Raw genomic sequence first — 21432 nt, 5'->3', positions numbered from 1 at the left:
AAACCGCTGTGTGAAAGCTCACACAGCGGTATTTTGCCTGAACCAGGCAGGAATGGCTTACGGACGGCTGCTGGTCGGGAACGGCCATGCTGCCGGTGCGATCACCGACTTGGCGGCCGGTGCCGGGGCTGCAGCGGCGCCGCTGTCCTTGCCGTCGGTCTTGGCTTCGGCTTTCGTCTCGGCCTTGGTGTCGGCCTTGGTTTCAGCTTTCGACTCGGCCTTGGCTTCCGGCTTGGCTTCCGCCTTGGCCGCGGTCTTGCTTGCGGCCTTCTTGGCGGCCGGCTTCTTCGCAGCAGCAGCAGCCTCCGGCTTCGCTTCAGCCTTGGCGGCCGGCTTGGCGGCGGCCTTCTTCACTGCCGGCTTGGCTTCGCTTTTGGCGGCGGGAGCGGCGGCCTTGGTGGCTGCGGTCTTGGTGGCTGCGGTCTTGGTGGCTGCGGTCTTGGTGGCTGCGGTCTTGGTGGCTGCAGTCTTCTTCGCAGCCGGCTTGGCGGCGGTCGTCGGCTTGGCGGCGGTCTTGGTTGCAGCCGGCTTGGCGGCAGCGGTCGACTTGGCGGCGGTCGACTTGGCAGCGGTCTTCTTCGCAGCCGGTTTAGCGGCGGCGGTCGACTTGGCGGCGGTCTTGCCTGCTGCTTTCTTCGCAGCCGGTTTGGCGGCAGCGGTCGACTTGGCGGCAGTCGACTTGGCAGCCGTCTTCTTCGCAGCCGGTTTAGCGGCAGCGGTCGACTTGGCGGCGGTCTTGCCTGCTGCTTTCTTGGCAGCCGGTTTGGCGGCAGCGGTCGACTTGGCAGCGGTCTTGCCTGCTGCTTTCTTGGCAGCCGGTTTGGCGGCAGCAGCCGACTTGGCGGCAGTCTTCTTGGCAGCCGGTTTAGCGGCAGCGGTCGACTTGGCGGCGGTCTTCTTTGCAGCCGGTTTAGCGGCGGCGGTCGACTTGGCTGCAGTCTTCTTCGCTGCCGGTTTGGCTGCGGCTTTGGTCGCGGTCGACTTGGCTGCGGTCTTCTTCGCTGCCGGCTTGGCGGCGGTGGTCGACTTGGCTGCAGTCTTCTTCGCTGCCGGTTTGGCGGCGGAGGTCGACTTGGCGGCGGTCTTGGTTGCAGCCGACTTGGTAACGGTCGACTTGGTTGCTGCGGTCTTGGTTGCAGCAGCTTTCTTTGCTGCCGGTTTGGCGGCGGCGGTCTTGGTTGCTGCGGCTTTCTTTGCTGCCGGTTTGGCGGCGGCGGTCGACTTGGCGGCGGTTTTGGTTGCTGCCGATTTAGCCGGAGCTTTGGTTGCTGCGGCTTTCTTTGCAGCCGGCTTCGCAGCGGCTTTAGCGGCTACGATTTTGGTTGCGGGTTTATCTGCTGCTGCCTTTGCGGCCGGTTTGGTGGCGGCTTTTGCAGCCGGCTTTGCTGCTGGTTTTTTCGCGGCGGTTGCCATTTTCTGTTCTCCTTCTCTGCGATGAGAAATTACGCTACATGGTTTGAACCCGTCCAACCCGGTCTGCTTGGTCGGGCGAATTATTCATCGGCGCAAACGCTATGTTTGCGTCAATGAATCCGGCACCAGCCGAACTGCCGCGGCGATTCGATAAAACCCGTAAAACATCCGGGCATTCATCGCCGATTTACGCTATACTGTGTTTTCATACAGTAGTCGCTCAATCGCTCACTGCGGCACCTCGGCTAATCGTCGTCGCCGACGACCTAAACGACTAAAGTCCGATGGCTCACTGCGCTGTCCACATCGCAGCCCGCTGGCCGCGAAAAGAAAAAGCCGCCATACCCGACGTTTATCAGGCAATGCGGCTTGTTCTTTTCGCTAAGCTTACGTGCATACTGAATGAATCAGCGTCCCATTTATGATCGGTTTGTTTCCCGTTGAACGCCTCGAAAATCGGCGTCTTCACGTTTTGACAAATTCAATCACGTAAAGTACACGAAAACCTTGTCAGTGCGCAACCCGCACACAGTATTTTTCATGTCTTTTACAGGCGAACCAGCGATAACCTCAACCGAAACGATCGCTGCGATAACGTTTGATTCCTTCCTCGTCTTGCTCGGTCTCCAAAAACAAGCGCACATAACAACGTGCATTACGTTACTACGATTTCGCATAAAGCCTTTATATAAAGGCGATATTCGAAATCAGTCCTCCGCTGCAGTGATACGCAGCAAGTCCATCTTGCACAGCCACGCGAGTCCGCGCAGCAAAGTCGGCCGGTCGCACGGTCCGAGCGCGTCGAGCAGCTCGTCGACCTGCATGGGCCGCGATTCGATCGATCCGAAGATCTGTCCAAACTCTTCCAGCGTCGGCAGCGACGCGTGCGCGAAGCGGTTGATCGCGAGCTCGCGATATTGGCGCAGCAGCGCGAGCGATGCGTCCGGCGCGAGTTCCACCATCGATGCCGGCGTGATCCGCATCGTCGGGTACGTGGCGAACAACTCGAACGGATCGAGCCGGTCCGGCACGACTGCCGGCAGCGCGGGACCCAGTGCCGCATCGGCGCGGCGCCGTTCGTGGAGCTCGCGCCACAACGCGCGGTAGCCCCCGAACACGACGGCCCAATCGAATTCCGCGCGCACGCGCCGGCGTGCGTTCTCGCCCAGTTCGCGCCGCAGCGCGGCATCGCCCGCGAGGCGCGCGCAGGCCTGCGCGAGGGCCGGTCCATCCACCGCGACCGCCTGGCTCGTGTGGCCACAGTACGTGTCGTAGCTGTCCACGCCATCGTCGTAACGCTGCGCGAGATCGAGGCCCGCACCCGCATCCGGCATCACGGTCGGGATGCGGTAGCCGTCCACGCCGTCGCGCACGGTGTCGCGGTAGCCGTTCCAGTCGCTGACGATGCACGCCAGGCCCGCCGCCATCGCTTCCAGCAGCGCGAGGCCGAAGGTCTCCTGGACGTTGTCCGCGAGCGAGATGAAGACGTCGGCGGCGGCCAGCGCGTCGAGCTGGTTCGCGGCCACGCGGCCGTCCAGCACCGACAGCGTCACGGACGGGCACAGTTGCGCGGCCGCCTCGTGGAAGGCCTTGTCGGTGGCCTCGTCGGCAAACCACCCGCACAGCACCAGGTGCACGGGCTTGCCGTCCTGCGCGGCCGCCTCGAGCGCCGCGAACATCGGTTGCGGATGCGCCTTCGCGTGGAACGACAAATGGCCGAGGAACAGGAACGCGACGCCGCCGTCCTCGATCCCCAGGCGCCGGCGCACGGTGGCGCGGCGGGATGCGTCGACGTCGAAGTCGGCCGCGTGCACGCCGAGCGGAATCAGGGGCAGCTGCGGCAGTTCGAAGCGCTGGGCGCCGAGGCGCGCACTCAAATACTCGGCCTGGCGCTCCAGCACGCGGCGCACGCTGTCGCGCACGACGCGCGACGTGCAGATCACGGCATCCCAGCTGCGCACGGGCGCCACCAGCAGGTTGGCGAGGCTCGTCATCACGGCGTGGCTGGCCGTCGTGTGCGTGATACCGCACAGGCTGTAGCGGCGCTCGCCGAGTCCCTGGCGGCGCCACGCGAGACGCTCGATGCCGGGCGCGGGGTGGTACAGCGTGCCGTAGCGCTCCAGGTCCTGCGGGCGGCCCTGCGCGATCCGGTCGACCTGGCCCTTGTAGCCGGACTCGCGCAGCAGGCGCTCGCCTTCGGCTGCGTGGGCCTGGCCGCCGGCGAAGCAGCCGACCGACTCGAGGCCGGGCGCCGTCGCGATCGCACGCAGCAGTCCGGCGCCGGCGGCCTGGCGGCCCATCAGGTGCGGGCCTGCCGTCGAGTAGCCGTCGGGGGCGTAGTGGAAGGCGAAGCGGTCCGTCATGCGGCCTCCTCTTCCACCGGCCCGGGCAGCGGCTTGAGCAGGTCGAGGTAGACCGGCAGGCCCACCGTTTCGAAATCGTAGCGCGTGCGCACCGTCTCGCGTCCGGCCAGGCCGACAGGTGCGATCTCGTCGCGGCGCGCGATGAGGTCGAGCGCGCGGTCGGCGAGCAGCGCCGTGTCGAAGAACGGCGTCAGGAACCCGTTCTCGCCGTCGCGGATCACTTCCCGCACCGGCGCCGTATCCGAGCCCAGCACCGGCACGCCGACGGCCATCGCCTCCAGCATCGACCAGGACAGCACGAACGGATACGTCAGGTACACATGGAGGCTCGAGACCTGCAGCGCGCTGCGGTACATGGCGTACGGCACCTTGCCGAGGAAGTGCACGCGCGACCAGTCGACGGTCTCGCCGCCGCCGTCCAGCTCGGCCTTGAGCGCGTCGCGGTAGCTCGCATGGCCCTGCGGCGGACGGCGGCCGTAGCTGACGCCGTCGCCGCCGATGACGACGACCTGCAGCGCCGGATTCCCGGCCAGCAGCCGTGGCAGGCTGCGCATGAAGACGTGGAAGCCGCGGTAGGGCTCGAGGTTGCGCGCGACGAACGTCAGCACCGGCTGCGCGCGCGTGAGGACGGCGCCGCCGGGCAGTTCCAGCCGCGCGTGCGGGTCGGGGCTCAGTTGCTGCGTGTCGATGCCCTCGTGGACTTCGCGGATCTTGCCGCGCAGTTCGGGCGGGTGCACGCCGCGCTGCCACGCCGTGGGCGCGACGCCGTCGTCGGCCGCGAGCAGCGACTGCATCAGCACGGAGTTCTTGATGCGGATGCGCAGGCGGTCGTCGAAGCTCACCGGATACTCGGGATCGAAGCCGACGTCCAACCCGCTTGCCGCCCACCAGAACTCGCAGAACACGACGAGGCGCGCCTGCGGGAACACGTCCTTGACGAACAGGCCCTCGCCCCAGCCGGGGTGGCACACGACGACGTCGGGCGCGAAGCCTTCCTGCTTCAGCGCCACGCACGTGCGCGCGACGGCCTGGCCGCGGCGCACGCAGCCTTCGAAGTGGCGCAGGTAGTGATGGGTCTTCTCGCCCGGACCGTCCGGTCTGGCGTAGCCGATCGTCCGCACCTTCGGTCCCGCGCTCTCGCGCCGCACCGCGGTCTCTTCGCCGATCGCGACGACGTCGAAGTCGGGCCGCGTCTGCAGATACCGCATCAGCCGGCGGAACTGGCCCGGCAGATTCTGGTGAATGAAGAGGACTCGGGTCATGACGTTCGGTTCGCGTGACGACGACGACAAGTTGGAATTGAACGCATGATAGCCTCAGACTTCACGTCGTGGCGCGACGCACGCGCAAAATCGTGAAGAATGCGTGCGTTGGACCACGCAAGATGGCATCAACGTGTCGTTGAAGGTACGGACTAACGGTGCGCGATCGCGATCGCGGACCAGTGCACATCGACCACGGGCGTGCGCGTTGCGCGGTCGCGGCGGTAGCTGTGGAAGGTCCAGCGTCCATCGGCGCGCGTGTGGCACATCGTGCACTCGTCCCGTGCCGCCACGGCCTGCACGCCCGCGCGTTCGAGCTGGCGGCGCACGATCGCGGACAGGTCGAGCCGGCGCGGCCGCGGTGCGACGACGCCGGGCGCGAGGTCCCAGCGCTCGACGAAACCGTCGATCACCTCCTGGCCCACTTCGTAGCAGCACGCGCGCGCGGCCGGCCCCAGCGCCGCGATCCAGTCGCCAGGATCGCCGCCGCGCGCACGCACGAGGTCCGCGAACGCAGCGACGATGCCGCCCAGCGCGCCGCGCCATCCCGCGTGCAGCGCGGCCACTTCGCGCCCGTCGCGCCGCGCCAGCAGCACCGGCACGCAATCGGCGGTGGCGATGGCCAGCAACAGGCCGGGCCGATCGGTGAACATGCCGTCGGCCTCGCCGCAGTCCTCGTTCGCCGCCGTCGCGACCGCGATGCGCGTGCCGTGGCGCTCGTGCTGGATCGGACGGTGCGGCCAGTAGTCGGGCAGCAGCGCGGCCATGTCGTCATGGCGCGTGCCGAAGCCGTGCACGATGGCGGGATGGTCGAGGAGCGGTGATGTGAGCATGGAGCGACAGTCGATCAGGCGGGTGGTACGGGCTGCGAGACAGGACGGAGGCGGAAGCTGTTCAGGACATCGTCCCACAGTTTCATCGCTTCCTGGTCGGTGAGGCTCGTCTTTTGCTGGTTGCCCTTCCCGTCATGATAGCCGGTCGTCAGCTCGATCTTGATAGCCGGCGTGGCCAGCGTGCCATCGCCCTGGGTCTCCCACACGAAGGCGTGGCTGCGCATGCCGTTGCTGCCGGGTGCCGTAGCGAGGTATTCCTGGCCCGGGTACGGACCGACCTGGCGGTCGCCCTTGCGCAGCACGCGCACCGACGTCGCCAGGTTGCCGAGGAACTGCGCCATGCCGCCCATCCGGTCGAGCAGGGGCTTGTCGTGCTTGTGGCTGGCGAGCGGGTAGATCCAGACCGACACGAAGGCGTCGGGGTGGCCGGCGATGTCGATGTCCAGGCTCGCCTCTTCGTTCCGCCAGCGGGGGTTGGCGATGAAGCCGCCGGCGAAGCAGAAACCGGGGTCGACGGGAATGTCGGTGTCGGTGTCGGTGTCGGCGCGCGGGCGTAGTCGGGAGAGAGCCTCTTGCACGCGATTCACGCCAAGTTCCTGTTTATCGTCATCGACGTTATCCCGGAGCAGGAACCGATGACCGTTAATCCAGCGGTATCCCCAGATCCTGATCTCGGCGGTACTGGCATCGACCTCCCAGGACGCCAGCATCCTGGTACCGTTCTCGTGCTGGACGGCCTGGAGCAGCATGCTCTGTTGTGTCTTTTTGTTTTTTGCAGACCTGAGGTCCGACTCGCGCTTGCCCACCTCCTTCTCGAACTCTTCATTGGTCATGGCCTTGACTGGCTCGATCCGGATGAAGTCATACTTATAGTTGCCCCCACTGAGCGTGGACCCGACAGGCACGTCGATCAGGAAGCGTCCCATGCAGAACGTGGAGGTAGCAGCACTGTGATGTGTCATGGTCGATGAACTGGAATTGCCGGGTACGGCCGTGCAGGCGCCAAGTGCCGCGCACGAGGCCGTCGCGAGTGCGGCCAATAAAGAACGATGGATGGGCATGATCAGGAATGTCGTGTTTCAACCGCCCCGTGAAGGGTGTCGCTCGTCTTCACCGCATTGCCGGCAGGACGCAAGCGAAAGCTATTGAGGAGGTCGTCCCACAGTTTCATCGCTTCCTGGTCGGTGAGGCTAGTTTTTTGCTGATTGCCCTTCCCGTCGTGATGGCCGGTCGTCAGCTCGATCTTGATGGCGGGCGTGTCCAGCGTGCCATCGCCCTGGGTCTCCCACACGAAGGCGTGGCCGCGCATGCCGTTGCTGCCGGGTGCCGTAGCGAGGTGTTCCTGGCCCGGGTATGGACCGACCTGGCGGTCACCCTTGCGCAGCACGCGCACCGACGTGGCGAGGCTGCCGAGGAATTGCGCCATGCCGCCCATCCGGTCGAGCAGGGGCTTGTCGTGCTTGTGGCTGGCGAGCGGGTAGATCCAGACCGACACGAAGACATCGGGGTGGCCGGCGATGTCGATGTCCAGGCTCGCCTCTTCGTTCTGCCAATGCGTGTTGGCGATGAAGCCGCCGGCAAAGCAGAAGCCGGGGTCGACGGGAATATCGGTGTCGGCGCGGTGCCGAAGGCGGGACAGAGCGTCCTGCATGCCGCTTATGCCTTGCTCCTGCTTGCTGCCCCCGACGTCGTCTTCGAACAAGTATCGGGTACCGTTGATCCAACGATAGCCTGTCACTCTAATCTGCGCTGCGCTAGCGTCGCTTTTCCATGAGGCCAATACCCTCGCGCCATTTTCCGACTGCACAGACTGGAGCAGCATGCTCTGTCGTGTCTTTTTGTTTTTTGCAGAGCTGAGGTCCGACTCGCGCTTGCCCACCTCGTTCTCGAACTCTTCACTGGTCATGGCTTTGACCGGCTCGATACGGATGAAGTCATACTTATAGTTGCCCCCGCTGAGCGTGGACCCGGCAGGCACGTCGATCAGGTAGCGTCCCATGCAGAACGTGGAGGCAGCAGCGCTGTGATGTGTCATGGTCGATGAGCTGGAATTGCCGAATAAGGCCGTGCAGGCGCCAAGTGCTGCGCACGAGGCCGTCGCGAGTGCGGCCAACAAAGAACGATGGATGGACATGATTCGAGTACGTCGTGTTTCAGCCAGCCGGACCGGGCGGCCTGATGCTGGTAGGGAGATGCCGGCCAGGCTGCGTTCCCCTCGCGATAATCGATAAGGGCGATCTATTGACCGCTGAAGTTCCCGATCGTGGCAATTAGCGTGGCGCCGCAAGTCGTCTTATGTCCTTCATAAGCGACCGCGATACCATCGATGACATGATGCGGGTCGCCTTCGGCAATGGTGCAAACGGTATGTCCCGCGATCGGACAACTGCACAGGTCTCCAACGCGGGCCACCGGAATACCGTCGACCGTGAAATGTTGCGCACTCACGCTCACGACCTTGCCGCCGTGCGACGTGGGATCGCCAAGACGAATCACATTGGGCATCGGTCACCCCTTGTTTTGATGCGACGATTCGTCACCCAGGCCATGTGCGTCGGAACTTGCGTTGTCTGGTGTGGCCTGCGCGATCGACTGCGCCTTTGGCGCCTCGGAGTCGTAATCGACCAGTTTCCACACGGTCGCCGTACGATACGAAGGGCGCGCTCCTTTGAGCTTTTGCCACAACGACGATTCGCCCAACATCGTCACCTGCGGCATCGTTTCTCCGGCCCTGAAATACTGACGGGCGCCGCCTTCGATCTCGCCGGCCTCGCTCGCTTGCCACCAGCCCGTTTGTGGGCATGTGCCACCAGTCGCGACGAGCTCTCCGAGCGGAAGGTGCGGAGACGGTTCAGGGACGACATCACTCGTCTTTATTGCGTCGCCTGTAGGACGCAAACGGAAGCTGTTGAGAATGTCGTCCCATAGCTTCATTGCCTGTTCGTCAGTGAGGCTTGTTTTTTGGGGATTGCCTTTACGATCCGAATGACCGGTCGATAACTCAATCTTGATGGCAGGTGTCTCCAGCGTGCCCTCGCCTTGGGTTTCCCAGACAAACGCATGTCCACGCATACCTCCACTGTTAGGTGCAGACGCTAGATACTCCTGTCCTTTATAAGGGCCGATCTGCCGGTCGCCTTTGCGTAGCACATGTACAGAAGTGGCGAGGTTGCCGAGTACTTGCGTCATACCGCTCAGGCGTTCCAGCAACGGCTTGTCGTGTTTAAAGCTAGAGAGTGGGTAGAACCAGACCGAAACGACGGTATCCGGATGCCCGGAAACGCGGAAGTCTATGCCCGCTTCTTCATTGCGCCATCGCGGGTTTGAAATAAAACCACCTGCAAAGCAATAGCCGGCCTCGGCAGGAATCTCGGAGTCGGGCCGAACATGCAAGCGCGAAAGAGCATCCCGCATACGATTTATACCTGATTCTTGCCTATCCGCAGCAACGTCAAGTTTGAACTGAAATCGGCCACCATTAATCCAACGATACCCATCTATTCTGATGACATCCGTACCGAAGTCAGCCGCCCATGAAGTCAATATTCTGGCATTTCCTTCCGATCGCAAAGACTGAAGCAGCATGTCTTGTTTTGTAATTTTATTTTTTACCGACCTAAGATCTAGCTCTGATTTGCTCAAGTTTTTTTCAAATTCATCAAGCGTCATGACTTTCGTCGGCTCGATTTCCATAAAATCATATTTATAGTTTCCTCCGCTCAGCGTCGATCCAGCAGGCACGCCAATCAAAAAACGCCCTGCACAGAAAGTAGAGATTGATGTAGAGGAAATAATGCTGGGATTTTGATTCATATTCAACAATTGAGATTGGATGAGCTCAGCTCGACAAGTATTATACCCTAGACAAAATGCCGCAACGAAAATAGCTAGCGAGAGATATGAAGCTTTCATGTTTTACTTAAATTTTGTTTCAACCAGTTTGACTCGGCCACAATCTTAATTATGGAATACAATGTTACCGCCTGCGCCAGTTCCGCCTTGTATGAGTCTTGGTGATCATAGCTTTCATGGCCCTTCTCTTTACCTTCATGCCGAAAGATCTGTACTACATGTGGCGTCGGGGCGGATCCAGATTCCGCTGGCACAGTCCCGTCACCAGGGCCTTGAGCCTTTTGGATCTTCAGGCCGTATTTGTTTGTCTCTTTAAAGGAGAGCTGTACCGTGCCATTCAAATCGTCGTCGGCGATTAATGCCGCCTTAAAATCTCCGTCGATGATTTTTTCGCTCCTCCAGTTAACTTCATTCCATGATAACCGTTTAGGATCAGCAGCGTAATAAGCATACGTGTTTGAGTGATATTTATCTTCAATCATATTTTGAAGATCCTGTGCTGCACGCATATTGTGTCGAAATTTTATGAAATCAGAATAATCAGGATCCTGTTCAACGGCCTCTCTACCTTTACGAGCAGCTGCCTCCCTCTCTCTTCTTCCCGCCGGATCGATAAGATCTTCCCTCACCAACTTCCATCAGCTTCCGGTATTATTCAAATAAATATCCGCGTAAGGATCTGACTCGCCCAAAAACGTATCGACCTCCTCGACCACCCCTTGCATATTGGTTTTTACATAACTCGCCCGGAGCCAATGCCTCAATCCTTTTTCGGATTGCGTTTTATACTGGGCCGTAGGCAACAACTCCAGTGGCCCCGGCGCATTGGCCATAACGGCCGTACATTCAGCAGCGTCCCGACCCAACAAAACTTGCTCGACGCTTTCGAATCCGGCTCGAATACGCTTGTACGTTGCCGGCGCACCGATTGCAGGCATGACGCCATGCACAATACCGAGGATACGATCAGCCATGCCTGGAACTTGCGCACATGCTCGCCCGACGAGACCACCCATACTATGAGTGACAATGATGACCTTATCGCAGATCTTTCCCTTGCTGCGGTAATGACCGGTAATGCGCTCAATTTCCCGAGCTAAATGTTCGCCAGATTCCTTGTTACTTCGGAGCCAGTTGTACCCGACGGCGTGTACTGGATAAAGAACGTCGGCGGCGTCGCGCAGATGAACTTCCTGCAACGGCGTAAATGGTTTCTGCGCACCGAGCTTTGCTGGATCCTGCTTGTCCATCACAAGTGTTTTCCATGTCGCTGTAAGCTGTTTGCCTTGACTGGCAGGATCGAAAATGAGCGCGAGGCTCTTTTCTAGCAATGAAAGAATTCCGCCATAGCTCTTACCATACAACTGTCCCCAGCCACGCCACTTTGCGCGCTCGGCATCGGTGGCGCCTGGGGCAATCGCCAACAGGGCCTTGCTGGACTCATCAGGGCGCGCCGGCCCATCCTCGTCGACCTCGGTATTATTTGGATCAAGGACTTTTTGACGGTCGGCTGCGGACTTGAACATATGCTTGAGCACCGTGACAAGGCCTTCCCAAGTATTCTCTGGCGGAAACCAAGCTGATGCATCCCTGTTCTTCATTTTAAGCCGCGTCCCCATAATGCCCGGCACAAACAAAATAGGCACGACAAGATCCGGCGTCGTCAGGCACAACGCGCGAACCTTCAGATTGGTACCCGTAAGGACAGACTGCGCGGTATCGTTGCCGTGTTCATCCCAGCCGGTGCCGACCAGGCGGGTGGCGGTATCGGTATCACTCATACGTACTCTTCCATTACTCTTTCAAAAGGGTCAGGCGCGCGATCTTGAGCGCCATGTCCTGGGCCAGTTCGGTATGTCCGTTCTGATCGGTGACGCCTTCAATGGTGCGGCCGTCGTCCAACTCGATCCGGTAGCGTTGGTTCGCGTGCGGGCGTCCGCTGCCGCGGCGGGCGAGCACGAATTTTTCGTCCGTTTTCAACGTGCTGACGGGAAGTTCCACGCCCGGCGGCGCGCCGCCTCCGGGCCCCACGTGCGCAAACGTCGACGACTTGATCGTGTGCGCCCCGCTGCTCTGCTGCGTGATGGCGCCGCCGCCGATGTCCACCTGCGCACCCTGCGCCACGAAGCGCACCTTCGGCGCCTGCAGCACGATCTCGTCGGCGGCCGTCAGCACGATGCGCTTGGCCGACGTGAGCTCGATGTCGTCGCCATGCGTCTGCAGTTCCAGCTTGCCGCTGGCGGCGATCAGCTTGATCCCCAGGCGATGTGCGAACAGGCTGATGCTTTCCGAGACGCGCGCCAGTAGCCGCTTGCCGATGGAGAACTGGGTATTGCCGACGCTGACCACGTCGACGTGCGTCTGCGCGCCGAGCGCGATATTGTTCTGGCTCGCCATCGCCATGCCGGCCGGTGCGGACAGTGCGACGACAGGCTGGCCGCCGCCGTCCGCGGTGCCGCTCGCGGTATTGCTGCCCGCTTCCCATTGTTTCAGGTGACCCAGCAATTGCTTCAGTTCGTGATCGTCCGTGTCGTCCGCGTGATGCGTCGACGACAGTTCGGACAGCTGGCGTTGCACGCCCTGCAGCACTTCCATCAATCCGACCAGTTCGGCGCGATCGAGTTGCTTGCCGCCGGCTTGCGTACGGGCGTCGGCACTGATCAGGACACCCTTGGCACCGCGCACCGCGACGGCATGGTCGCTGCGCAGTTCCGCGCCTTCGCCGCGTGCCTCGCCCTTGCCCTCGCTGCGAGGATGCGTGAGCCAACCCAGGTTGAGCTCGCTGTGACCGTGCTCCGAAGACAGCTGCGCGTTGATCTCGCCCGGCGTATCGTCCAGCCGCAGCTGGTTGTAGCGGGTCCCCTGCACTTCCTTGCTCTTGATCCCGGCAAGGTATTTATTGCCGGGCAGTGTGCCCGTGTGGGTGAACGACGGCGGCGGCGCCGTGCCGCCATACACTTGCGCCACGATGATAGGCTTGTCGGGGTCGCCGCCCAGGAAATCGACGATGACTTCGTCGCCGACGCGAGGCAGCGTGATGGTACCCCACTGGTTACTGGCCCACGTGCTCGCCACGCGGACCCAGGCGGAGTCGCGGTCGCTGTCGCTGGCACCGGCGTCCTGCGCATGGCCGTGGTCTTCCGGCCGGGTGCCGGGAAAGCGCACCTTGACCCGGCCATGTTCGTCGCAATGCACCTCTTCGCCCGCCGGCCCGACGACGCGCGCGCTTTGCAGGCGCGGTCGCGGCAAATCGGTCCGGGGATCGAACGCGGGCACGATCGGAATGCCGCGGCGTACGCACGAAAAACGGTTCGTGTAACGCATGCCGCGCTCCATACTGGCTTGCAGAAGCGCGTCGGCAGAAGGTCCATCGTCCCAGCGGCTGAGGGCAAACAGCCGCCGGACCTGGTCATCGATGGTCTTGGGCAGATTGTTTTCCGCATCGACCTCGAGCCGGGTCACGACGAATTCGCGTTCGTTCTCGGGATGTGTATCGATCTCGGGATGCCCGGTCAAAGCGACCCATTCGCCGACGCAAAGCGCTCGCACGCTGCCTTCGCCATAAAAACACTTGGATTCGTATTCGTGGCGCTTCATGCGCAATTCGCCGAGCTTGCGGTAATCGTCACCGTCCTCGCCCGCATGCGGCATGTCGATCAGGTAGTCGTCGAGGCTGGCTGCGAACTGGTTACCCGCCTTCCCCTGGTCGATGCGCGACGACGTATTGCTCGTCATCGGACGGGATTGCAGATAATCCCAACTCTGGCGTGAGACATTGCCCGGTCTGAGCGTGCGCACGGCATTCCAGGTGATGACGGTGTCGCTTTTTTCCGTACCGGCGTCGCGGTGATAACGCACCGTGCCGGCGGCATTCTGCGGCAGCGTGAAAGCGTCGTCGAACAGCACGAGAGAATGGGCCGGCGTTTCCTGGTCGTCCGCCTGACTTGCCCGTCCGGGCCGCATGCACCATGCGATGCCGCGCCGTTTCCACAAGCGCCGCAAGAAGTCGGCATCGGATTCGTTGTGCTGCATGGTGAATTCGCGAGCCGGATACGTGCCGGTGACGTGCGACCAATCGACGTCGAACGCTTTTGCCAGCACCGGATTATTCTGGCGCCACTCGTCGAGAATGACCTCCGTGATATCCAGTTCGTTCCGGTTACGGAAGACGCGGGTATTGGTCCGGTGCTCCATCAACGCCAGGGCGTCGCGCACCACCAGTTCGTACGTCACCAGGCCGCCATCGCTCTGACCCGCCGCCGCTTGCGCCACGATACCGCAGACGGCGCGCACATCGCCGCGGTCCGTCACGAACTGGAGTTCGACGGGCAGTGTGATGAATTCCTTGAGGCGCAGCCCGGCATGCGTCGATACGCACAGGAGCCGGTATTCCAGTCCGCCACACATCGTTTCATTGCCGGTGACACGCTTGACCAGCAGGACATCGTCGAGCACGTGCCGCTCTTGCGACAGTCGTAAACGGATGGGACGATTCGCCTCGGAGAGGCCGGCGAATGCTTCAATGAGATCCTTGAGGTTCATGCAAATATCCTTGCCAGGCACGATCGGATTGATTAATACATTGAATTGGACGAACCAACTCAACCATATATGTTATTGCGAATTATCGGATTCTGTCCATGTGCACAATTCACATTTGAAGGATTACTCGACCCGATCGCCAACCCGTTGATTCTTCAAGACAAATCGATTGCAACCGCTATTGCATCTGCGCATAAACATTTACTTCGCGAACAACAAAATCCAGTGAATTGAAATAATTCGCGATTATTCGAAAACGAAAAACAGGCCGAAATTCGTGAATAATCGCGCAGCCCGATTAAATGGATTACATCTTTGAAAAATACGGGCCAATCGATTTACACGAAGCGGCGCCATCGCTACCATGGGCGCTCCTTTTTGCCCACACCGCGAACCGATACAATGCTTCCCCTCCTCAACCCGCGGCCGCGCGTCAGCACCGTACCGATCTTCGACGGCCACCACTGCGTCATCGTCGACGACTTCATGCTGGAGCCGGAGGCGCTGGTCGACTTCGCGGCGAACAACCGCATGAATTTCCAGGACCTGGCGGGCAACTACTATCCGGGTCCCGAACTGCCGCTCGGCGGCACCTTCGCGGCGCGCGTGAAGGACAGCTTCCTGCAGCACGCACGCACAGCGCTCGGGGCACGCCGGATCCTCGACCTCAAGAGCCGGCTGTCGCTCGTGACGCGCCGTCCCGCGGACCTGCTGCCGGGCCAGCGCCTGCCGCACCGCGACTTCACCGGCCTGCCCGCGGGTGTCGGCGTGGGCGCGATGGTGCTGTACCTGTTCAAGGACGAGCGCTTCGGCGGCACCAGCTTCTTCAAGCCGAAGGTCGCTGAGCACGAGATCACGGCCCTGGAACACGAGCTGCGGCGCCACGAACGGGCCGGCGCGGCGCTGGCGGACGTGCCGCCGACCTTCGCGATCGCGTCGAGCCGCTGGTTCGAAAAAGTGCTGACGGTCGAACCGCGCTACAACCGGGCGATCTTCTATAACGGGAGCATCTTCCACTCGGGGCATATCCACATGCCCGAGCTGATGACGGGCGACCCGCGCACGGGGCGGCTGACGGCGAATGCGTTCTTCCAGCTGCGCATGGCGGCGGGCTGAATGGTATTGCCCAAATAAAAAAGCCCGCCGGGCGGCGGGCTTCGTCGAGGGCGTTGCGGGATCAATCCCAGTTCAGCGCACCACCGGTCTGGTACTCGGTCACGCGCGTCTCGAAGAAGTTGCGCTCCTTCTTCAGGTCGATCATCTCGCTCATCCACGGGAACGGGTTTTCCTCGTTCGGGAACAGCGCATCCAAGCCGATCTGGACGGCGCGGCGGTTCGCGATGAAGCGCAGGTAGCCCTTGAACATCGCTGCATTCAGGCCCAGCACGCCGCGCGGCATCGTGTCTTCGGCGTAGCGGTATTCCAGGTCGACGGCTTGCAGGAACAGCTGCTTGATCTCTTCGCGGAATTCCGGCGTCCACAGCTGCGGGTTTTCCATCTTGATCGTGTTGATCAGGTCGATGCCGAAGTTGCAGTGCATGGATTCGTCGCGCAGGATGTACTGGTACTGCTCGGCGGCACCCGTCATCTTGTTCTGGCGGCCCAGCGCGAGGATCTGCGTGAAGCCGACGTAGAAGAACAGGCCTTCCATCAGGCAAGCAAACACGATGATCGAGCGCAGCAGCTTCTGGTCGTTTTCCAGCGTGCCGGTGTGGAACGTCGGATCGTTGATGACTTCGATGAACGGGATCAGGAACTGGTCCTTGTCGCGGATCGACGGGATCTCGTTGTAGGCGTTGAAGATTTCCTTCTCGTCCAGACCCAGCGATTCCACGATGTACTGGTAGGCGTGCGTGTGGATCGCCTCTTCGAACGCCTGGCGCAGCAGGTACTGGCGGCATTCCGGCGCCGTGATGTGGCGGTAGGTGCCCAGCACGATGTTGTTGGCCGCCAGCGAGTCGGCGGTCACGAAGAAGCCCAGGTTGCGCTTGACGATGCGGCGCTCGTCTTCGGTCAGGCCGTTCGGGTTCTTCCACAGTTCGATGTCGCGCTGCATGTTCACTTCCTGCGGCATCCAGTGGTTCGCGCAGCCGGCCAGGTATTTGTCCCACGCCCATTTATATTTGAACGGGACCAGCTGGTTGACGTCGGTCTTGGCGTTGATGATGCGCTTGTCGTCCGCGTTCACGCGCTTGGCGACGGCGGCGGCGCTGGCTTCAGGATTGACGGCGGCGGCGGGGGCCGGTGCGGCGGCCGGTTCATCGTCCCAGGAGAGAGCCATGATGTTTTTCCTTCTTGAATTCTTTTAGCGGCATCGCCCGGGAGGCCGGGCGATGTGGTTACGTTAGGGTTTCAGTCGGTATTGACCGATTATTGGCAGGCTTCGCACTCGTCGAAGCCCGCATCGCCCGGCCGCAGGTAGCAGGCCGCGCCGTCCACGACGTCCGGTGCGCTTGCTGCCGGAGCGGCCGCCGGTGCTGCGGCCGGCGCCCCGCCGGACAGTCCACCGTCGACCGCCACGGCGTTCAGGGCGCCGGTACGGGTGGTCGACTTCTCCATGTGCGTCGCGGCGATCGTGCGCAGGTAGTAGGTCGTCTTCAGGCCGCGCAGCCAGGCCAGTTTATAGGTCTCGTCCAGCTTTTTACCGGAGGCGCCGGCCATGTAGATGTTCAGCGACTGGGCCTGGTCGATCCACTTCTGGCGGCGCGACGCGGCTTCCACCAGCCACTTCGGCTCGACTTCGAACGCCGTGGCGTAGATGTCGCGCAGGTCTTGCGGGACGCGATCGATGCGCGACAGCGAGCCGTCGAAGTATTTCAGGTCGTTGATCATGACCTCGTCCCACAGGCCGCGCGCCTTCAGGTCGCGCACCAGGCAGGCGTTGATCTCGGTGAACTCGCCCGACAGGTTCGACTTCACATACAGGTTCTGGAACGTCGGCTCGATGCAGGCCGACACGCCGATGATGTTCGAGATGGTCGCGGTCGGGGCGATCGCCACGCAGTTCGAGTTGCGCATGCCGAACTGTTTGATGCGATTGCGGACGATGCTCCAGTCCATCGATTCCGACGTATCCTGCTCGAGGTAGCCGCCGCGCTCTTCGGCCAGCAGCCTGATCGAGTCCTGCGGCAGGATGCCGCGGTCCCACAGCGAACCTTCGTACGACTGGTAGCGGCCGCGTTCCTCGGCCAGCTCGGTCGACGCCAGGTAGGCGTAGTAGCAGACGGCTTCCATCGAGCGGTCGGCGAATTCCACGGCCTTGCTAGAGGCGAACGGCACACGCATCATGTGCAGGCAGTCCTGGAAGCCCATGATGCCCAGGCCGACCGGACGGTGGCGCAGGTTCGAGTTCTTCGCCTTGTCGACGGCGTAGTAGTTGATGTCGATGACGTTGTCGAGCATGCGCATCGCGGTGCGGATCGTCTTCTGCAGCTTGACCACGTCCAGGCCGTCGCCCTTCATGTGGGCCGGCAGGTTCACGGAACCCAGGTTGCAGACGGCGATTTCGTCTTCGTTCGTGTTCAGCGTGATCTCGGTGCACAGGTTCGACGAGTGCACGACGCCGACGTGCTGCTGCGGCGAGCGGATGTTGCACGGATCCTTGAACGTGATCCACGGGTGGCCCGTTTCGAACAGCATCGACAGCATCTTGCGCCACAGGTCGAGCGCCTGCACTTTCTTGTGCACGGTCATCTCGCCGCGGGCGGCCTTCTCTTCGTACTTCAGGTAGGCTTCCTCGAACGCGCGGCCGACCTTGTCGTGCAGGTCCGGGGCTTCCGACGGCGAGAACAGGGTCCACTCGCCCTTTTCCATCACGCGCTTCATGAACAGGTCCGGAATCCAGTTCGCGGTGTTCATGTCGTGCGTGCGGCGGCGGTCGTCGCCCGTGTTCTTGCGCAGGTCGAGGAATTCCTCGATGTCCAGGTGCCACGTTTCCAGGTAGGCGCAGACGGCGCCCTTGCGCTTGCCGCCCTGGTTGACGGCGACGGCGGTGTCGTTCGCGACCTTCAGGAACGGCACGACGCCCTGCGACTTGCCGTTCGTGCCCTTGATGCGCGAGCCCAGCGCACGCACCGGCGTCCAGTCGTTGCCCAGGCCACCGGCGAATTTCGACAGCAGCGCGTTTTCCTTGATGGCGTCGTAGATGCCTTCCAGGTCGTCGGCGACGGTGGTCAGGTAGCACGACGACAGCTGCGAGCGGCGGGTGCCCGAGTTGAACAGGGTCGGGGTCGAGCTCATGAAGTCGAACGTCGACAGCAGGTTGTAGAACTCGATGGCGCGCGCTTCGCGGTTTTCTTCACGCAGGGCCAGGCCCATCGCGACGCGCATGTAGAACGCCTGCGGCATCTCGATGCGGGTTTCGCGGATGTGCAGGAAGTAGCGGTCGTACAGGGTCTGCAGGCCGATGTAGCCGAACTGCAGGTCGCGGTCGGCGACGATGGCCTTGGCCAGCTTCTGCAGGTCGAATTTGCCCAGTTCCTCGTCCAGCAGCTCGGCGTCGATGCCCTTGGCGATGTATTGCGGGAAGTAGGTGACGTATTCGGCGGCGGCGCCGGCCTGCGGCACGTCCTTGCCGAAGATCTCCTTGCGGATCGAGTGCAGCAGGATGCGCGCGGTGACCTGGCTGTAGGCCGGATCCTTTTCCATCAGTGCGCGCGCGGCCAGCACGGCCGACTTGTGCAGTTCCTCGACGGGCACGCCGTCGTACAGGTTCTTCATGGTCTCGGCCAGGATCGCGTCGGCGTCGACGTGCTTTTCCAGGCCGGCGCAGGCGGCGTTGATCAGGGCCGACACTTCGTTCATGTCCAGCAGGCGGCGCGCGCCGCCGTCGACCACGTGGATCTGCGGGGCGGTGATCTGCGTCGTGCCGGCGGCTTCCTTGGCGGCGCGGCGCTCTTCCATGCGCTTGGCACGGTACAGCACGTATTCGCGCGCGACGTCGTGCTCGCCCGAGCGCATCAGGGACAGTTCCACCTGGTCCTGCACATCCTCGATGTGGAAGGTACCGCCGTTCGGCTGGCGGCGCACGAGGGCCGCGACCACGTTGTTCGTCAGTTGCGCGACCAGCTCGCGGATGCGTGCCGACTCGCGGCCCTGCTCGCCGTTGACGGCCAGGAACGCCTTGGTCATCGCGACGGCGATCTTGCTCGGCGCGAACGGCACCACGGCGCCGTTACGGCGGATGATGCGGTAGTCGCTGCCCGCGACCAGTTCGTCCGCGCTCTTGCCGGCCGTCGTAGCTGCCGCGACGGTATTGATGGAAATGTCCGAAGATGTTTGCATTGAGCCTCCCAGCATTGGCGTCACAGACTGCCATCGCCTTCACGAATTAGGTAGATATGGACCCCTCGGAGTGAATCCAGGGAACGCTGCCAACTCATTAAAATTGGCAACTCGATAACTTTCTGCCGATAAAAAATAGGAGCGGCAATATTGAGAAAAAAAGCTTCGCGCTCCTACTCAGCCTGTTCGGCATTAAGGCCGTTGACCACTAGATGTAGTAGACAACGGCCTTACAGACCTAATTGTAGTCGATGTCCGCGATTTTTATGAGCTCTGTCAGTAAGATTTTTTTCTTGACATCGATCAGTGCCGATACTTGAAGCCTCCACGGCGAAGTAAGCACTAACATTGAATTTGTAGCGCGAATTCGTGTGCTTATTAATCGTGCAAAATCGGCCCGTTTCGCGTTGCTGCGTTGGCGAAAAGACCACGCCGCTTCACAGTTCAACCTCAAGGTTCCGGCGCGTGGATATCCAGTTTCTGCATCTGGTAGCGCAGCTGCCGGACACTGATGCCGAGCAGGCTCGCGGCCTGCGTGCGGTTGAACTGGGTCTGGTTCAGCGCGCGCAGGATGATGTCGCGTTCGACCTGGCTCAGGTAGTCCGGCAGGTTGCTCGGCAGCGCGTCGTGCGCGAGCGGCGGTGGCGCGGCCCGCTCCAGCTCCGATGTCGGCTCCAGTGCCGCGCTCGCCGGCATCTGCGGCGGCTGCGGCACGACGGCCGCATCGCCCAGCTTCGCCCCTTTCAGCAGCAGGTCGCCGACTTCGATCACGCCGTCGTCGGCAAACGCGAGCGCGCGCTCCAGCACGTTTTCCAGCTCGCGCACGTTGCCCGGGAACGCGTAGCCGCGCAGCGCGTCCAGCACGCCGGGCCCCAGTCGCGCCCCGCCCGGCCCGGCCAGGCGCACGAGGATGGCATCGACCAGCAGCGGCAAATCGTCCAGCCGTTCGCGCAGCGGCGGCAGCGTGAGTTCGATCACGTTCAGGCGGTAGAACAGGTCCTGGCGGAAGCTGCCGTTTTCCACGCACCTGGCGAGATCCTTGTGCGTGGCGCTGATGATGCGCACGTCGACCGGTTCCTCGACCGTCGCGCCGATCTTGCGCACGCGCCGCTCCTGGATCGCGCGCAGCAGTTTGACCTGCATCGCGAGCGGCAGGTCCGCCACCTCGTCGAGCATCAGCGTGCCGCCGTTGGCGGCCTGGAAGAAGCCGTCGCGCTCGTCGTTCGCGCCCGTGAACGCGCCCTTGCGGTAGCCGAAGAACTCGGCCTCCATCAGCGCCTCCGGGATCGCGCCGCAGTTCACGGCGACGAACGGCTTGCCCGCGCGCGCGCTCTGCGTGTGGATCTCGCGCGCGGCCAGTTCCTTGCCGCTGCCGGATTCGCCGTTGATCGCGATCGGCGCCTGCGACCGCGCCAGCCGCGCGATCTGCGCGCGCAGCGCCTGCATCGCGGACGATTGCCCGATCAGGCGCGACGTGCCCTCGGCCTGGCTGGCGGCCGGTGCCGTCGCGGGGTCGGACAGTTTCAAGGCCGCGCGCACCATCGCGCGCAAATCGTCCAGCACGACGGGCTTCGACACGTAGTCGAATGCGCCGGCCTTCAGCGCGACGACGGCATTCTCGGCGCTGCCGTAGGCGGTAATGACGGCGATGGGCGTGCATTTATGATGGGCCGCGACCTCGCGCACGAGTTCCAGGCCCAGGCCGTCGGGCAGGCGCATGTCGGTCAACACCAGCGCAAACGGCTTTTGTCCCAGCAGCGCACGCGCCTCGCGGACGGTCGCGGCGCTGTCGACGTCGAGCCCCATCTTGAGCAGGGTGATCTCGAGCAGCTCGCGCAGGTCGGGTTCGTCGTCGACCACCAGGATGCGGGGTGAGCTCATGCC

15 protein-coding genes are annotated in these 21432 nt (G+C 62.4%); 1 reads left to right on the top strand and 14 read right to left on the bottom strand.

What is annotated here, in order from left to right:
• Positions 1-57: 57 nt before the first annotated feature.
• The 11 genes from ACEN98_RS05300 to ACEN98_RS05250 all read right to left on the bottom strand — a co-directional run bounded on the left by ACEN98_RS05300 (position 58) and on the right by ACEN98_RS05250 (position 14265).
• Entirely contained in the window at positions 58-1413 is a 1356-nt protein-coding gene (locus ACEN98_RS05300) for a transcriptional regulator (RefSeq protein WP_413382199.1), read from the bottom strand.
• 707 nt (positions 1414-2120) lie between these two features.
• Positions 2121-3776, bottom strand: a complete 1656-nt coding sequence (locus ACEN98_RS05295) for a glycosyltransferase family 4 protein (protein ID WP_413382196.1) — start codon at positions 3774-3776, stop codon at positions 2121-2123.
• Positions 3773-5038 (bottom strand): glycosyltransferase family 4 protein, encoded by a 1266-nt coding sequence (locus ACEN98_RS05290; RefSeq protein ID WP_413382193.1) that lies wholly within the window; start codon positions 5036-5038, stop codon positions 3773-3775. Before ACEN98_RS05290 ends, ACEN98_RS05295 begins: the two co-directional genes overlap by 4 nt.
• Before the next feature lie 152 nt (positions 5039-5190).
• Positions 5191-5871, bottom strand: a complete 681-nt coding sequence (gene pgeF, locus ACEN98_RS05285; protein ID WP_413382191.1) for a peptidoglycan editing factor PgeF — start codon at positions 5869-5871, stop codon at positions 5191-5193.
• Between the two features lie 14 nt (positions 5872-5885).
• Entirely contained in the window at positions 5886-6932 is a 1047-nt protein-coding gene (locus ACEN98_RS05280) for a T6SS immunity protein Tli4 family protein (RefSeq protein WP_413382188.1), read from the bottom strand.
• 2 nt (positions 6933-6934) lie between these two features.
• Entirely contained in the window at positions 6935-8005 is a 1071-nt protein-coding gene (locus ACEN98_RS05275) for a T6SS immunity protein Tli4 family protein (RefSeq protein ID WP_413382185.1), read from the bottom strand.
• A 104-nt stretch (positions 8006-8109) separates the two neighbouring features.
• Complete coding sequence (locus ACEN98_RS05270) at positions 8110-8376, bottom strand: PAAR domain-containing protein (protein WP_413382182.1); 267 nt, start codon at positions 8374-8376, stop codon at positions 8110-8112.
• A 3-nt stretch (positions 8377-8379) separates the two neighbouring features.
• Positions 8380-9783, bottom strand: coding sequence for a T6SS immunity protein Tli4 family protein (locus ACEN98_RS05265; protein ID WP_413382179.1), 1404 nt, complete (start codon positions 9781-9783; stop codon positions 8380-8382).
• The gene (locus tag ACEN98_RS05260) at positions 9780-10352 is read right to left on the bottom strand and encodes a hypothetical protein (protein WP_413382177.1); all 573 of its coding nucleotides are present in this window, start codon (positions 10350-10352) and stop codon (positions 9780-9782) included. The genes ACEN98_RS05265 and ACEN98_RS05260 overlap by 4 nt, the downstream gene beginning before the upstream one ends.
• A gap of 9 nt (positions 10353-10361) precedes the next feature.
• Positions 10362-11504 (bottom strand): esterase/lipase family protein, encoded by a 1143-nt coding sequence (locus ACEN98_RS05255; protein ID WP_413382174.1) that lies wholly within the window; start codon positions 11502-11504, stop codon positions 10362-10364.
• A 13-nt stretch (positions 11505-11517) separates the two neighbouring features.
• On the bottom strand, positions 11518-14265 hold the full coding sequence (locus ACEN98_RS05250) for a type VI secretion system Vgr family protein (protein ID WP_413382171.1): 2748 nt from the start codon (positions 14263-14265) through the stop codon (positions 11518-11520).
• Between the two features lie 402 nt (positions 14266-14667).
• Here ACEN98_RS05250 and ACEN98_RS05245 point away from each other — a divergent pair, with 402 nt between their 5' ends.
• Positions 14668-15381 (top strand): DUF6445 family protein, encoded by a 714-nt coding sequence (locus ACEN98_RS05245; protein WP_413382168.1) that lies wholly within the window; start codon positions 14668-14670, stop codon positions 15379-15381.
• Between the two features lie 61 nt (positions 15382-15442).
• Here the strand turns inward: ACEN98_RS05245 and ACEN98_RS05240 are convergent, their stop codons facing one another.
• From ACEN98_RS05240 to ACEN98_RS05230, 3 genes are all read right to left on the bottom strand, one after another.
• The gene (locus ACEN98_RS05240; RefSeq protein WP_413382165.1) at positions 15443-16546 is read right to left on the bottom strand and encodes a ribonucleotide-diphosphate reductase subunit beta; all 1104 of its coding nucleotides are present in this window, start codon (positions 16544-16546) and stop codon (positions 15443-15445) included.
• A gap of 89 nt (positions 16547-16635) precedes the next feature.
• On the bottom strand, positions 16636-19548 hold the full coding sequence (locus ACEN98_RS05235) for a ribonucleoside-diphosphate reductase subunit alpha (protein ID WP_413382162.1): 2913 nt from the start codon (positions 19546-19548) through the stop codon (positions 16636-16638).
• A 450-nt stretch (positions 19549-19998) separates the two neighbouring features.
• Positions 19999-21429, bottom strand: a complete 1431-nt coding sequence (locus ACEN98_RS05230; RefSeq protein ID WP_413382159.1) for a sigma-54-dependent transcriptional regulator — start codon at positions 21427-21429, stop codon at positions 19999-20001.
• Positions 21430-21432: the final 3 nt, after the last annotated feature.

The organism is Massilia sp. CT11-137, from assembly GCF_047302885.1.
Taxonomy (GTDB): Bacteria; Pseudomonadota; Gammaproteobacteria; order Burkholderiales; family Burkholderiaceae_D; genus Telluria; species Telluria orientalis.
This window is presented reverse-complemented; position numbering and strand designations above follow the sequence as displayed.